This is a genomic window from Neisseria macacae ATCC 33926 (genome assembly GCF_022749495.1).
GTDB lineage: Bacteria > Pseudomonadota > Gammaproteobacteria > Burkholderiales > Neisseriaceae > Neisseria > Neisseria macacae.
In genome coordinates this window covers 2,336,166-2,348,571 of the sequence record NZ_CP094241.1, presented here as the reverse complement: position 1 = coordinate 2,348,571, position 12,406 = coordinate 2,336,166, and the positions used below count along the sequence as shown (strand labels likewise).

The 12,406-nt window shown below is 56.3% G+C and carries 10 protein-coding genes; 6 read left to right on the top strand and 4 right to left on the bottom strand.

The window, feature by feature from the left end:
* The first annotated feature begins 15 nt into the window (after nucleotides 1–15).
* Nucleotides 16–1,437 (top strand): surface lipoprotein assembly modifier, encoded by a 1,422-nt coding sequence (locus tag MON40_RS11235; protein WP_174263540.1) that lies wholly within the window; start codon nucleotides 16–18, stop codon nucleotides 1,435–1,437.
* Nucleotides 1,438–1,528: 91 nt separating this feature from the next.
* Here the strand turns inward: MON40_RS11235 and glnA are convergent, their stop codons facing one another.
* Together glnA and MON40_RS11225 are read right to left on the bottom strand one after the other, a co-directional pair.
* Nucleotides 1,529–2,947 (bottom strand): type I glutamate--ammonia ligase, encoded by a 1,419-nt coding sequence (gene glnA, locus MON40_RS11230; RefSeq protein ID WP_003776419.1) that lies wholly within the window; start codon nucleotides 2,945–2,947, stop codon nucleotides 1,529–1,531.
* A gap of 238 nt (nucleotides 2,948–3,185) precedes the next feature.
* On the bottom strand, nucleotides 3,186–3,572 hold the full coding sequence (locus tag MON40_RS11225) for a surface-adhesin E family protein (protein WP_003776422.1): 387 nt from the start codon (nucleotides 3,570–3,572) through the stop codon (nucleotides 3,186–3,188).
* A 177-nt stretch (nucleotides 3,573–3,749) separates the two neighbouring features.
* Between MON40_RS11225 and aroE the strand changes: the two genes are divergently transcribed.
* Both aroE and mtgA read left to right on the top strand, forming a co-directional pair.
* A complete protein-coding gene (gene aroE / locus MON40_RS11220) occupies nucleotides 3,750–4,559 on the top strand; it encodes a shikimate dehydrogenase (RefSeq protein WP_003776424.1) in 810 nt (269 codons plus the stop codon).
* A gap of 1 nt (nucleotide 4,560) precedes the next feature.
* On the top strand, nucleotides 4,561–5,262 hold the full coding sequence (mtgA, locus tag MON40_RS11215) for a monofunctional biosynthetic peptidoglycan transglycosylase (RefSeq protein WP_003756572.1): 702 nt from the start codon (nucleotides 4,561–4,563) through the stop codon (nucleotides 5,260–5,262).
* Nucleotides 5,263–5,670: 408 nt separating this feature from the next.
* On the opposite strand, the gene nadC is transcribed toward mtgA, so the two are convergent.
* Together nadC and MON40_RS11205 are read right to left on the bottom strand one after the other, a co-directional pair.
* Nucleotides 5,671–6,552 (bottom strand): carboxylating nicotinate-nucleotide diphosphorylase, encoded by an 882-nt coding sequence (gene nadC / locus MON40_RS11210; RefSeq protein ID WP_003776428.1) that lies wholly within the window; start codon nucleotides 6,550–6,552, stop codon nucleotides 5,671–5,673.
* Nucleotides 6,553–6,625: 73 nt separating this feature from the next.
* Entirely contained in the window at nucleotides 6,626–7,564 is a 939-nt protein-coding gene (locus MON40_RS11205; RefSeq protein ID WP_003741522.1) for an NUDIX hydrolase, read from the bottom strand.
* Between the two features lie 202 nt (nucleotides 7,565–7,766).
* Here MON40_RS11205 and nadA point away from each other — a divergent pair, with 202 nt between their 5' ends.
* The 3 genes from nadA (at nucleotide 7,767) to ettA (ending at nucleotide 12,362) form a co-directional block, all read left to right on the top strand.
* On the top strand, nucleotides 7,767–8,879 hold the full coding sequence (nadA, locus tag MON40_RS11200; protein ID WP_003776432.1) for a quinolinate synthase NadA: 1,113 nt from the start codon (nucleotides 7,767–7,769) through the stop codon (nucleotides 8,877–8,879).
* A gap of 51 nt (nucleotides 8,880–8,930) precedes the next feature.
* The gene (gene nadB, locus MON40_RS11195) at nucleotides 8,931–10,475 is read left to right on the top strand and encodes an L-aspartate oxidase (RefSeq protein ID WP_003776433.1); all 1,545 of its coding nucleotides are present in this window, start codon (nucleotides 8,931–8,933) and stop codon (nucleotides 10,473–10,475) included.
* A 210-nt stretch (nucleotides 10,476–10,685) separates the two neighbouring features.
* Nucleotides 10,686–12,362, top strand: coding sequence for an energy-dependent translational throttle protein EttA (ettA, locus tag MON40_RS11190; protein ID WP_003756559.1), 1,677 nt, complete (start codon nucleotides 10,686–10,688; stop codon nucleotides 12,360–12,362).
* The last annotated feature ends 44 nt before the right edge of the window (nucleotides 12,363–12,406 follow it).

Genomic DNA, 12,406 nt, shown 5'->3' with positions numbered 1-12,406 from the left:
ACGTCTTACGAAATCATGAAAACACTCTTACTCCTCTCCCTGCTCGCCGTGTCCGCAGCGGAAGCCGCCGACGTGCCGTCCGAGCCTCAAAACCAGCCTGCCCCCGAGTTGCAGGTCAAAACGGCAGAACCTGCCCCCGTCGAAGAAGCAGCGGCCAAGCCTGCTGCCGAAACGTCGTCTGAAAAAGTCGTCAACGTCGATGCCAAAACCCTGCTCGACAATCCCCAATTGCTTTCCCGCGCCATGTATTCCGCCGTTGTTTCACGCAACATCGCGGGCATCAAAGTCGTCCTGCCGATTTACGAACAATGGCCGGGACACGATAAAAACATGGCACTCTACGCGCACGGATTGGTTGCCCAAGACGAAGGCAAAATGAAAGAAGCCATCGGGTATTACCGTCAATTTATCGCCGAAAACCCCGATGCCCCCGTCGTCCGCTGGCAGCTTGCCACCGCTTTGTTTGAAGACAAGCAAAACGAAGCCGCCGCCGACCAGTTCGACAAACTCAAAACAGAAGCCAACCTGCCCGAGCCGCTCGTCAAAGGCATCGAATCCTACCGCAAAGCATTGCGCGAGCGCGATTCGTGGAAATTCAATGCCGGCTTGAGCGTTACCCGCGAACAAAACATCAACCAAGCCCCCAGCCGCCGCACATACGGCAACTGGACCTTCCCCGAGCCTATCGACGCCACCGCCATCAACTACCAACTCGGCGCAGAGAAAAAATGGTCGCTGCCCAAAGGCTGGTACGTTACGGCAGGCGCGGACAATTACGGCAAAATTTATCCCGAACAAACCAAGTATAACGACGTAACCACCCGCTTTTCAGTAGGCGCAGGCTACGCCGACCAACGCAACGACATCGGCTTGACCCCGTTCCACGAACGCCGCTTCTACGGCAACGACCCGTATACCTACTCCAGCGGTGCGCGCCTGCACATCAACCGCTGGTGGCAGCCTAAGCTGCAAACCTTGAGTGCCGTTGAAATGGGTCGTCTGAAAAACACCCGCCGCGCCAAATCCGACAGCAACAACCGCCTGTTGAGCAATTCCGTCGTCTATTACCGAAACGCCCGCCAATACTGGGTCGGCGGTTTCGACATCTATCAGGAACGCAATAAAGAAGACAAATCGGACAGCTTCGACCGTTACAGCCTCCGTACCGCATGGGGGCAGGAATGGGGCAAAGGGCTGTCGACTATGTTGCGGCTGAGTGCGGCACAACGCCGTTATCAAACGCCCAGCCTTTTGAGCGGTCAGGAAAACCGCCGCGATAAAGAAGCGGATATTTCGCTCGCCGTGTGGCACCGCGCTTTCCACTTCAAAGGCATCACCCCGCGCCTGACCGTTGCCCACCACAAAACATGGAGCAACGACAAATACTACGAATACGGCAAAACCAGAATGTTTGTCGAATTCAGCAAAACGTTCTGACGGTTTGCTTTGAGCGATAAAAAAGGTCGTCTGAAAACCTTGTTTCAAGGTTTTCAGACGACCTTTCGTTTAGTCCGACAGGAAATGCGGATTACAGGCTGTAATACATTTCAAATTCCAACGGGTGCGGCGCCATGCGGATGCGGCGTACGTCTTCTTCTTTGAAGGCGATGTAGCTGTCGATCCAGTCTTTGCTGAACACGCCGCCGCGCAGCAGGAATTCGTGGTCGGCTTTAAGCGCGGCGAGGGCCTCTTCCAAAGAGGCGCAGACGGTTGGGACGAGTGCGTCTTCTTCCGGCGGCAGGTCGTAGAGGTTTTTATCGGCAGGGTCGCCCGGATGGATTTTGTTTTGAATGCCGTCCAAACCTGCCATCAGCAGGGCGGCGAACGCCAAGTATGGGTTGGCGGTCGGATCGGGGAAACGCGCTTCGATGCGGCGTGCCTTGCTGCTGTTCACGGACGGGATACGGATGGACGCGGAACGGTTTTTGGCAGAGTAGGCGAGTTTGGTCGGTGCTTCGAAGTGCGGTACGAGGCGTTTGTAGGAGTTGGTGGACGGATTGGTAATCGCGTTCAGGGCTTTGGCGTGTTTGATGATGCCGCCGATGTAGTAGAGCGCGGTGTCGCTCAAGCCGGCATAGCCGTCGCCGGCAAACAGGTTTTGACCGTCTTTCCAGATGGATTGGTGGACGTGCATACCGCTGCCGTTGTCGCCCATGATGGGTTTGGGCATGAAGGTGGCGGTTTTGCCGAAGTTGTGGGCGACGTTTTGGATGACGTATTTCATGTCTTGGGTTTGGTCGGCGCGTTTGACCAAGGTGGCAAAGCGTGTGCCGATTTCCATTTGGCTGCCGGTGCCGACTTCGGCGTGGTGGACTTCGACTTCGATGCCGAGTTCTTCCAAGATGTTCACCATGGCGGAGCGCAGGTCTTGTCCAGCGTCAATCGGGGCGACGGGGGCGTAGCCGCCTTTGACGGTAGGGCGGTGGCCGGTGTTTTGACCGTCCATGTGCAGGCCGCTTGCCCATGCGCCGCTTTCGGACGTGATTTCGTAACGGGTTTTGTGCATATCGGTTTCAAACTCTACGCCGTCGAAGACGAAGAATTCGGGTTCGGGGCCGAAGTATGCCGTGTCGCCGATGCCGGAGGATTTGAGGTAGGCTTCGGCACGGCGGGCGATGGAACGCGGGTCGCGGTCGTAGCCTTGACCGTCGGCGGGGTCGATGACGTCGCAGGTGAGGACGACGGTGGTGTCGTCGTAGAAGGGGTCGATGAAGGCGGTCGCAGGGTCGGGACGCAACTGCATGTCGGATGCCTGAATGCCTTTCCAGCCGCCGATGGACGAGCCGTCAAACGCCTGACCGTTTTCAAACCACTCTTCAGGGTCGTCGAGGACGATGCGGGCGGGGACGGTGAAGTGGTGCTGCTTGCCTTTGGTATCGGTAAAGCGCAAATCTACGAAGCGGGCTTCGCTTTCTTCAATCAGTTTTACTGCGTCTTTGATAGACATCTTCAGCTCCTGAGGGATTGGGTTTAATTTGTTATTCTATCACGGTAAGGCCGTCTGAAATACATCAGGGCGCCCGTTTTTACGCACTGAAATATAGTTTCAGACGGCAAGATTGTCAACAATATGCTTCGGTTTGTCTGTTCAAAAGCGGAATACCCGCCCTTTTGTCCGAATGACGACAAAACAGATGCCGTCTGAAAGCAGTTCAGACGGCATCTGTTGTTTGGTTTGAAAACGGTCAGCGGGGATAGCGGTTGCAGACAAATTTGTACGCACTCTCTCCAGCCGTACCGGGAATAACATAATCCCATTCGGCATAGGATCGTGTCTCAGAGTCGATAGATTTTCCCGATTTGGAATACCTCGTTGCCGTCAAAGCCCTATGACGTTTACCACTGCAATCCATTTCTTCCAACGCTCTCACTGTATTATAAAATTTTCCATTGCCATTCTTTTGCGGCTTGGCGAGCCTTATTTCAAACCATGCTCTATTGCCCGTACGGCTGTCTGCATCACCAAACGTGGTATTATTGTCACTGTCAATCTCTACCCACACCCAATCCGCCGCCACCGCCGGCATTGCCAACCCTAATGCAAATACTGCCAAGCACAACATCTTTTTCATGTCCGCCCCTTTCGTCCTTGTCAACAAAATAAAGTTAAATTATAACAAAAAAAAAACGACTTTTTTTTTCAAGAAACAAACATTCCGCCATGCTACCTGACAACCGTTTCAGACGGCATCGTTTCCATCTGTACGCCGCCGTTATAAAATAGCCTTCCTGTCTTTTGGAACACGACCATGACTGCCCTCCCCCGTTATGCCGTTTTCGGCAACCCCGTCGCACACAGCAAATCGCCGCAAATCCATCGGCAGTTTGCCTTGCAGGAAGGCGTTGAAATCGAATATGAACGCATTTGCGCCGACATCGGCGGTTTCGCGCAGGCGGTTGAAGCGTTTTTTGCCGACGGCGGACGCGGGGCGAATGTTACCGTACCGTTCAAGCAGGAAGCGTTTGCCTTGTCGGACGAACATTCCGAACGCGCGTTGGCGGCGGGTGCGGTCAATACGCTGATTTTGCTGGAAAACGGTAAAATACGCGGCGACAATACCGACGGAATCGGGCTGACGGACGATATTTCAAAAAGGCTGGGCGTGGAAATGTCGGGCAAAACCGTCTTGCTGCTCGGCGCAGGCGGCGCGGTGCGCGGCGTGATTCCCGTATTGAAAGAATACCGCCCCGCGCGCATCGTTATCGCCAACCGAACCCATGCCAAAGCGGCGGAAATGGCGGCGCATTTCGATATAGATGCCGTACCTTTGGATGAACTGGAAGGCGGCTTCGACATCATCATCAACGGCACATCCAGCGGCTTAAGCGGACAGCTTCCCGCCGTATCGCCCAAAGTCTTTGAACATTGCACCTTGGCTTACGATATGGTTTACGGCGAAGTGGCAGAGCCGTTTTTAGCGTTTGCCCACCAATCAGGTGCAAAACAAACCGCCGACGGGTTGGGCATGCTGGTCGGACAGGCGGCAGCTTCCTACCGGCTTTGGCGCGGTTTCGCGCCCGATGTCCTGCCCGTCGTCCAATATATGAGAGAGTTATAAAATGTTCCGCATCATCAAATGGCTGATTGCCCTGCCTTTGGGCGCATTTATCTTTTTCAACGCTTATGTGTACGGCAACATCATCACTTACCGCGCCGTCGCGCCGAACAAAACCGCCTTCATGGCGATGCGGATGCGGCAGTTTCAAAGCGAAGGCAAAGATGTCGCACTCGATTACCGCTGGGTACCTTACGACCGCATTTCGGTCAACCTGAAAAAAGCCCTGATTGCCTCCGAAGACGCCAAATTCGCCGAACACGGCGGCTTCGACTGGGGCGGCATCCAATACGCCATCAAGCGCAACAAACAAAGCGGCGAAGTCAAAGCAGGCGGCTCAACCATCAGCCAACAGCTTGCCAAAAACCTGTTTCTGAACGAAAGCCGCAGCTATATCCGCAAAGGCGAAGAAGCCGCGATTACCGCAATGATGGAAGCCGTTACCGACAAAGACCGCATTTTCGAGCTGTATCTGAACGCCATTGAATGGCACTACGGCGTATTCGGCGCAGAAGCCGCGTCCCAGTATTTCTATAAAAGACCCGCCGCCAACCTGACCAAACAGCAGGCCGCCAAACTCGCCGCCCGCGTCCCCGCGCCGCTGTTTTACGCCGACAACCCCAAAAGCAAACGCCTGCGCAACAAAACCAACATCATCCTGCGTCGCATGGGTTCGGCAGAATTGCCCGAAAGCGATATGGATTGAGGTCGTCTGAAAATCAGGTGAAGGGGTTTCAGACGACCTTTGTGCAACTGTAACCCTGTTTGCCGTATCACATATATCGCCTATCTTCCCAGTTTTTAATACTTTTTCCGTCATTCCCGCGCAGGCGGGAATCCATTGTAAAACTTGTGAAACCTTGATTTGAAAAACAGTTTCTGAATTTCAAAAATGGATTCCCGCCTGCGCGGGAATGACGACAAGCGGTAAGTTGCGTGTCGAAAATAAAGTAATTTAGCTAAAGTACATAAGGGCGTTGGCAACGCCTTATCATTGCAATTTTAATCCACTCCAGAAAACGCCCGTTTCGTCATCTTTACCCCGCCTGTGCGGGAATGACGAAACGGGCGTTTTTGAATGGATTTCTTTCTGCGCCGCTGTCTTCGGCAAAATTTACGCCACGAAATCCAAACCTATGTCCAACGAGCGGCTGCTGTGGGTCAGATAGCCGAGGGCGATGCCGTCTACGCCGGTTTGCGCTACGCGCTTCAGGCGGTCGAAGCCGATGCCGCCCGATGCTTCGCAATAGACGGTGTGGGGGTGGGCGGTTTGCGTGTGGCAGCGGTTTGCCGCTTCTTTCAGGGTTTCGTCGTTCATGTTATCCAGCAAAATCCGTTCCGCGCCCGCCGCGATGGCTTCGTCCAGTTGTGCCAACGTGTCCACTTCGATTTCCACGCAGGTCAACGGTCCGACTGCCTGCTTCGCCTGCCGCACGGCTTGGGCGATGCTGCCGCAATAGGCGAGGTGGTTGTCTTTGATGAGCACGGCGTCGTCCAAACCCATGCGGTGGTTCACGCCGCCGCCTGCTCTGACGGCGTATTTTTGCAGGACGCGCAGCAGGGGGATGGTTTTGCGGCTGCACACGATGTCTGTACCGTATTCGGCGACTTCGGCAACGGCACGAGCGGTGGCGGTGGCGATGCCGCTCAAGTGCGTGAGGTAGTTGAGCGCGGTGCGTTCGGCGGCGAGCAGGGCGCGGGCGTTGCCTTCGACGGCAGCCAGCGTCTGACGTGCGCGGACGGCTTGCCCGTCGTGAATTTCGGCTTGGAAGCGGACGGACGGATCCATCGTCTGAAAGGCGAGGCGCGCCAAGTCCATGCCGGCGATGACGCCGTCTTCGCGGCTGACGAGGAAGAGTTTGGCGGTTTTATCGGGGGCGATAACGGCGGCGGACGTAATGTCGCCGCGCCTGCCCAAGTCTTCGCTCAGGGCTTGTTCGACCATGGGGCGCAACAGGGTGTCGGGCAGGGGGAAGAGGGTGTTTTCAGACGACATGGGGTTTCCTTTGTTGAAAAATATTGGTGTTGCGGCGAGGTTAAAACTTCATTTAAGGCCGTCTGAAAACGGGCTAACGGCTGCCCAGCGGCAGTCCGATGTCCGAAATCAGCCTGTCGGGCAGGACGTCGTCGCGGAAGCGGTAAAGCTGCGCGGGACGGCCTTTGCTGCCCGATACGCCGGTATCCGACGGCTCGATGAGGTTTTGCTGCTGAATCTGGCGGCGGAAGTTTTGCTTGTGCAGCAATCTGCCGCTGATGGCTTCGACGCTGTTTTGCAGTTGCAGCAGCGTGAATTCGGGCGGCATCAGTTCGAAAATCACGGGGCGGTATTTGATTTTGGCGCGCAGGCGGGACAGGGCGGTCGCCAGTACGCGGCGGTGGTCGTGGCGCATGGGCTGCCCCGTGAGCGTGAAGTCGAAGTTTGCCTGCGGCTCGGCGGCTTCCGCTATCAGGCCGCTTTCATACAGCATTTCATAGCGTTGCAAAACGTATTCTTCCGACCAGTTTTCCGGTTCGACCCCCCAGCACAAGTGAATGCGCTTGAGCCGCTTTTGGCGCACTTCCTCCGTGTCTGCCGAGTTTGCCCAAATGCGCAGGCGGCTGACGATGGCGTCGCGCTGCCCGCCGTCGGTGCGCAAGTCTTCCCAAGGGAAATAGCCGTAGCAGTCCTGCCATTTCGCATCCGGATGCAGGATGCTGTCGGCTGCCTCGCGCACCAGCCCCAAATAGCTGACGTACAAGACGGGCATGCCGTGTTCGTTGCGGCGGTGGGTATCGACAAAGGTGTAAAGCTGTTCCACATAGCCCATAGGCTGCGAAGTCTGCTTGGCGACCCACAGCTTCACGCCCGCCTGCAGGGAATTGCGCAGGGGGGAGAGCGGGCCGTTGGGCAGGAGCGTGCCTTGGGCGACGGTCAACACCCTCAGGCCGCCGTCGGTAACGGCAATCAATACGGGAACCAGCTCGACGATGCTTTGCGGCGGGGCTTCGGCTTCGGGGTAGGCGTCCATGCTCGGCTTTCTGCGGGTGGGAAAGGCTTTATTGTAAACCAAAGCGGTTTGTCGGAACGAAGCGGGTCGGTTTTGCGGTATCTCAAACCTGTTTTCAGACGACCTTGCATATTATACTCAAGTTGAGCATAATATAAAAACAGTTTGAAAAACAGACGGCAAACCTTCATGCCGCCTCAAAAACCAGCTACAAGGAAACATCATGCAAACCGCCGCCCGCCGCTCGTTCGACTACGATATGCCCCTCATTCAGACGCCGACTTCCGCCTGCCAAATCCGTCAGGCGTGGGCGAAGGTTGCCGACACGCCCGACCGCGAGACGGCAGGTCGTCTGAAAGACGAAATCAAGGCTTTGCTGAAGGAGAAAAACGCGGTCTTGGTGGCGCATTATTACGTCGATCCGCTGATTCAGGATTTGGCCTTGGAAACGGGCGGATGCGTGGGTGATTCGCTGGAGATGGCGCGCTTCGGCGCGGAACACGAGGCCGGTACGCTGGTGGTGGCGGGCGTGCGCTTCATGGGTGAGAGCGCGAAAATCCTCTGCCCTGAAAAAACGGTGCTGATGCCTGATTTGGAAGCAGAATGTTCTTTGGATTTGGGTTGCCCGGAAGAGGCGTTTTCGGCGTTTTGCGACCAACACCCCGACCGCACAGTCGTAGTGTACGCCAACACTTCCGCCGCCGTGAAAGCGCGTGCCGACTGGGTGGTAACGTCTTCGGTGGCGTTGGAAATCGTGTCGTATTTGAAAGCGCGCGGCGAGAAGCTGATTTGGGGGCCCGACCGCCACCTCGGCGACTACATCCGCCGCGAAACGGGTGCGGATATGCTGCTGTGGCAGGGTTCGTGCATCGTTCATAACGAATTTAAGGGGCAGGAGCTGGCGGCACTGAAGGCGGAACATCCCGACGCGGTGGTGCTGGTTCATCCCGAATCGCCGCAAAGCGTCATCGAACTGGGCGACGTGGTCGGTTCGACCAGCAAGCTGCTGAAAGCCGCTGTATCGCGTCCCGAAAAAAAATTCATTGTGGCGACCGATTTGGGCATCCTGCACGAAATGCAAAAGCAGGCGCCCGACAAAGAGTTTATCGCCGCCCCGACGGCGGGCAACGGCGGAAGCTGCAAAAGCTGCGCATTCTGCCCGTGGATGGCGATGAATTCGCTGGGCGGCATCAAATACGCCCTGACAGGCGGGTGCAACGAAATCCTGTTGGACAGGAAGCTGGGCGAAGCCGCCAAACTGCCTTTGCAGCGTATGCTCGACTTCGCGGCAGGGCTGAAGAAAAAAGATGTGTTCAACGGCATGGGCCCCGCCTGATTTGCCGTCCATATTGCCGTTTCAGACGACCTCTCAAACAAGGACAACACCATGCAAACCGATTGCGACGTATTGATTGCCGGAAACGGGCTGGCGGCACTGACGCTCGCCCTGTCGCTGCCTGAGTCGTTCCGCATCGTCATTTTGTGCAAAAACCGGCTGGACGACACCGCCAGCCGTCATGCGCAAGGCGGAATTGCGGCGGCGTGGTCGGGAGAGGACGACATCGAAAAACACGTTGCCGATACCTTGGAAGCGGGCGCAGGTTTGTGCGACGAAGCCGCCGTCCGCACCATCCTGTCGCAGGGCAAACCGGCAATCGAATGGCTGCTGGCGCAGGGCGTGGCGTTCGACCAAAATAATAACGACCTGCACTTGACGCGCGAAGGCGGGCATACCTGCCGCCGAATCGCCCACGTCGCCGACTACACGGGCGAAGCCGTCATGCAGAGCCTGATTGCCCAAATACGCCGCCGCCCGAACATCCGCGTTTGCGAGCGGCAGATGGCGTTGGACGTTCAAACCGAATCAGGCGCAGCGTGCGGACTGACCGTCCTCGACTGCCGAACGCAAGAACCCTACCGCATCCGCGCCCGCCATACCGTACTCGCAGGCGGCGGCTTGGGACAGATTTACGCCGCCACCACCACGCCGCCCGAATGCACGGGCGACGCCATCGCCATGGCGATACGCGCAGGCTGCGCAGTCGAAAACCTCGAATTTATCCAATTCCACCCCACAGGCTTGGCAAGGTCGTCTGAAAACGGCCGTACCTTCCTGATTTCCGAAGCCGTGCGCGGCGAAGGCGGCATCCTGACCAACCAATCGGGCGAACGGTTTATGCCGCATTACGACCGCCGCGCCGAACTCGCGCCGCGTGACATCGTTGCCCGCGCCATCGCCGCCGAAATCGCCAAACAAACGCAAGATTTCGTCTCGCTCGACATCAGCCATCAACCCGCAGCGTTCGTCCGCCGGCATTTCCCGTCCATTCATCGGCACTGCCTGTCCCAATGCGGCTTGGACATCACGCGCCAAGCCATCCCCGTCCGCCCCGTGCAACACTACACCTGCGGCGGCATCCAAACCGACCCCTACGGCAGAACCTCCCTGCCGCAGCTCTACGCCTTAGGCGAAACCGCCTGCACAGGATTGCACGGAGCCAACCGCCTCGCCAGCAACTCCCTGCTCGAATGCGTCGTTACCGCCAGACTTGCCGCCCAAACCATCGCAGACGGACAAGCGTTCCAAACCGTACCGTCCAAAAGGTCGTCTGAAAACCCCTACGCCGAAGCAGGCATCTTTTCAGACGACCTCCAAAACACATTCAGCCGCCCCGTCCTGCAAGCGTTCAACCAACGCCATCTGGGCATTCTCCGCAACGATACCGACCTGCGCCGCGCCATCGCCCAACTGCGGCTTTGGAAGCAAAACCAAACCGAACCGCACACCGCGTCCGAATACGAAAACCGCAACCTGCTCGAATGCAGCCTCGCCGTCGCCCAAGCCGCATACGCCAGGCGGCAAAACATCGGCGCGCATTTCAATACCGACTTGGCAGGGAGTGTCGATTGGAAAAAGCAGGCGGCAGGCTGAAGAGTAGGGCTGCGCGGGGGTTGGGGATATTCTCGTGAAAAAATGAAGAAAGGTCGTCTGAAACCATTATTTCAGACGACCTTCTTCCAAATCCGAACAAATCAATCCACTCCATCTATTTCCCCTCTAAATATCATCCGTGCAAGCAACAATCGGTGCAATCGGTTAAAATGGGTCGTCTGAAATTTGTTTGACCGAATTGAGAATACTATGTCCCAACAATACGTCTATTCTATGCTGCGCGTGAGCAAGGTTGTGCCGCCGCAGAAAACCATCATTAAAGATATTTCCCTTTCTTTCTTCCCCGGCGCGAAAATCGGTCTGCTCGGTTTGAACGGCGCGGGCAAGTCCACCGTACTGCGGATTATGGCGGGCGTGGATAAGGAATTTGAGGGCGAAGCCGTGCCGATGGGCGGCATCAAAATCGGCTATCTGCCGCAAGAGCCGGAGCTTGATCCTGAGAAAACCGTACGCGAGGAAGTGGAAAGCGGTTTGGGCGAAGTGGCTGCGGCGCAGAAACGCTTGGAGGAAGTGTATGCCGAGTATGCCAACCCCGATGCGGATTTTGACGCGCTGGCGGAGGAGCAGGGCCGCTTGGAAGCGATTATTGCAGCGGGTTCGTCCACGGGCGGTGGTGCGGAACACGAATTGGAAATCGCCGCCGATGCGCTGCGCCTGCCGGAATGGGATGCCAAAATCGGCAATTTGTCCGGCGGTGAAAAACGTCGTGTTGCTTTGTGCAAACTCTTGTTGAGCAAGCCCGATATGCTGCTGCTGGACGAACCTACCAACCACTTGGACGCTGAATCGGTCGAATGGCTGGAGCAATTCTTGGTGCGCTTCCCCGGCACGGTCGTTGCGGTAACGCACGACCGCTACTTCTTGGACAACGCCGCCGAATGGATTTTGGAGCTCGACCGCGGACACGGTATCCCGTGGAAAGGCAATTACTCGTCTTGGCTGGAGCAGAAAGAAAAACGCTTGGAAAACGAGGCGAAATCCGAAGCCGCGCGCGTGAAAGCGATGAAGCAGGAATTGGAATGGGTGCGCCAAAATGCCAAAGGCCGCCAAGCCAAGTCCAAAGCGCGTTTGGCACGTTTTGAAGAAATGAGCAACTACGAATACCAAAAACGCAATGAAACGCAGGAAATCTTCATTCCCGTCGCCGAGCGTTTGGGTAATGAAGTGATTGAATTTGTGAATGTTTCCAAATCGTTTGGCGACAAAGTGCTGATTGACGATTTGAGCTTCAAAGTACCTGCGGGCGCGATTGTCGGCATCATCGGCCCGAACGGCGCGGGTAAATCGACACTGTTTAAAATGATTGCGGGCAAAGAGCAGCCCGATTCCGGCGAAGTGAAAATCGGGCAAACCGTGAAAATGAGCCTGATTGACCAAAGCCGCGAAGGTTTGCAAAACGACAAAACCGTGTTCGACAACATCGCCGAAGGCCGCGACATTTTGCAGGTCGGACAGTTTGAAATCCCCGCCCGCCAATATTTGGGTCGTTTCAACTTTAAAGGCAGCGACCAAAGCAAAATCGCGGGGCAGCTTTCCGGCGGCGAACGCGGACGTTTGCACTTGGCAAAAACCTTGTTGAGCGGCGGCAATGTGTTGCTGCTGGACGAACCGTCCAACGACCTCGACGTGGAAACCCTGCGCGCGCTGGAAGACGCATTGCTGGAATTTGCCGGCAGCGTAATGGTGATTTCGCACGACCGCTGGTTCCTCGACCGCATCGCCACGCATATCTTGGCGTGCGAAGGCGATTCGAAATGGGTGTTCTTCGACGGAAACTATCAGGAATACGAAGCCGATAAAAAACGCCGACTCGGCGAAGAGGGCGCGAAACCGAAACGGATTAAATATAAGCCGGTAACGCGTTGATAGGAAAATAAGAAAACGTCGTCTGAAAACTTGAAAAAGGGTTT

Excerpts from the sequence above, each read along its gene's own strand:
- MON40_RS11235 (WP_174263540.1), top strand. The coding sequence starts at position 16 with ATGAAAACACTCTTACTCCTCTCCCTGCTCGCCGTGTCCGCAGCGGAA.
- glnA (WP_003776419.1), bottom strand. The coding sequence starts at position 2,947 with ATGTCTATCAAAGACGCAGTAAAACTGATTGAAGAAAGCGAAGCCCGC.
- MON40_RS11225 (WP_003776422.1), bottom strand. The coding sequence starts at position 3,572 with ATGAAAAAGATGTTGTGCTTGGCAGTATTTGCATTAGGGTTGGCAATG.
- aroE (WP_003776424.1), top strand. The coding sequence starts at position 3,750 with ATGACTGCCCTCCCCCGTTATGCCGTTTTCGGCAACCCCGTCGCACAC.
- mtgA (WP_003756572.1), top strand. The coding sequence starts at position 4,561 with ATGTTCCGCATCATCAAATGGCTGATTGCCCTGCCTTTGGGCGCATTT.
- nadC (WP_003776428.1), bottom strand. The coding sequence starts at position 6,552 with ATGTCGTCTGAAAACACCCTCTTCCCCCTGCCCGACACCCTGTTGCGC.
- MON40_RS11205 (WP_003741522.1), bottom strand. The coding sequence starts at position 7,564 with ATGGACGCCTACCCCGAAGCCGAAGCCCCGCCGCAAAGCATCGTCGAG.
- nadA (WP_003776432.1), top strand. The coding sequence starts at position 7,767 with ATGCAAACCGCCGCCCGCCGCTCGTTCGACTACGATATGCCCCTCATT.
- nadB (WP_003776433.1), top strand. The coding sequence starts at position 8,931 with ATGCAAACCGATTGCGACGTATTGATTGCCGGAAACGGGCTGGCGGCA.
- ettA (WP_003756559.1), top strand. The coding sequence starts at position 10,686 with ATGTCCCAACAATACGTCTATTCTATGCTGCGCGTGAGCAAGGTTGTG.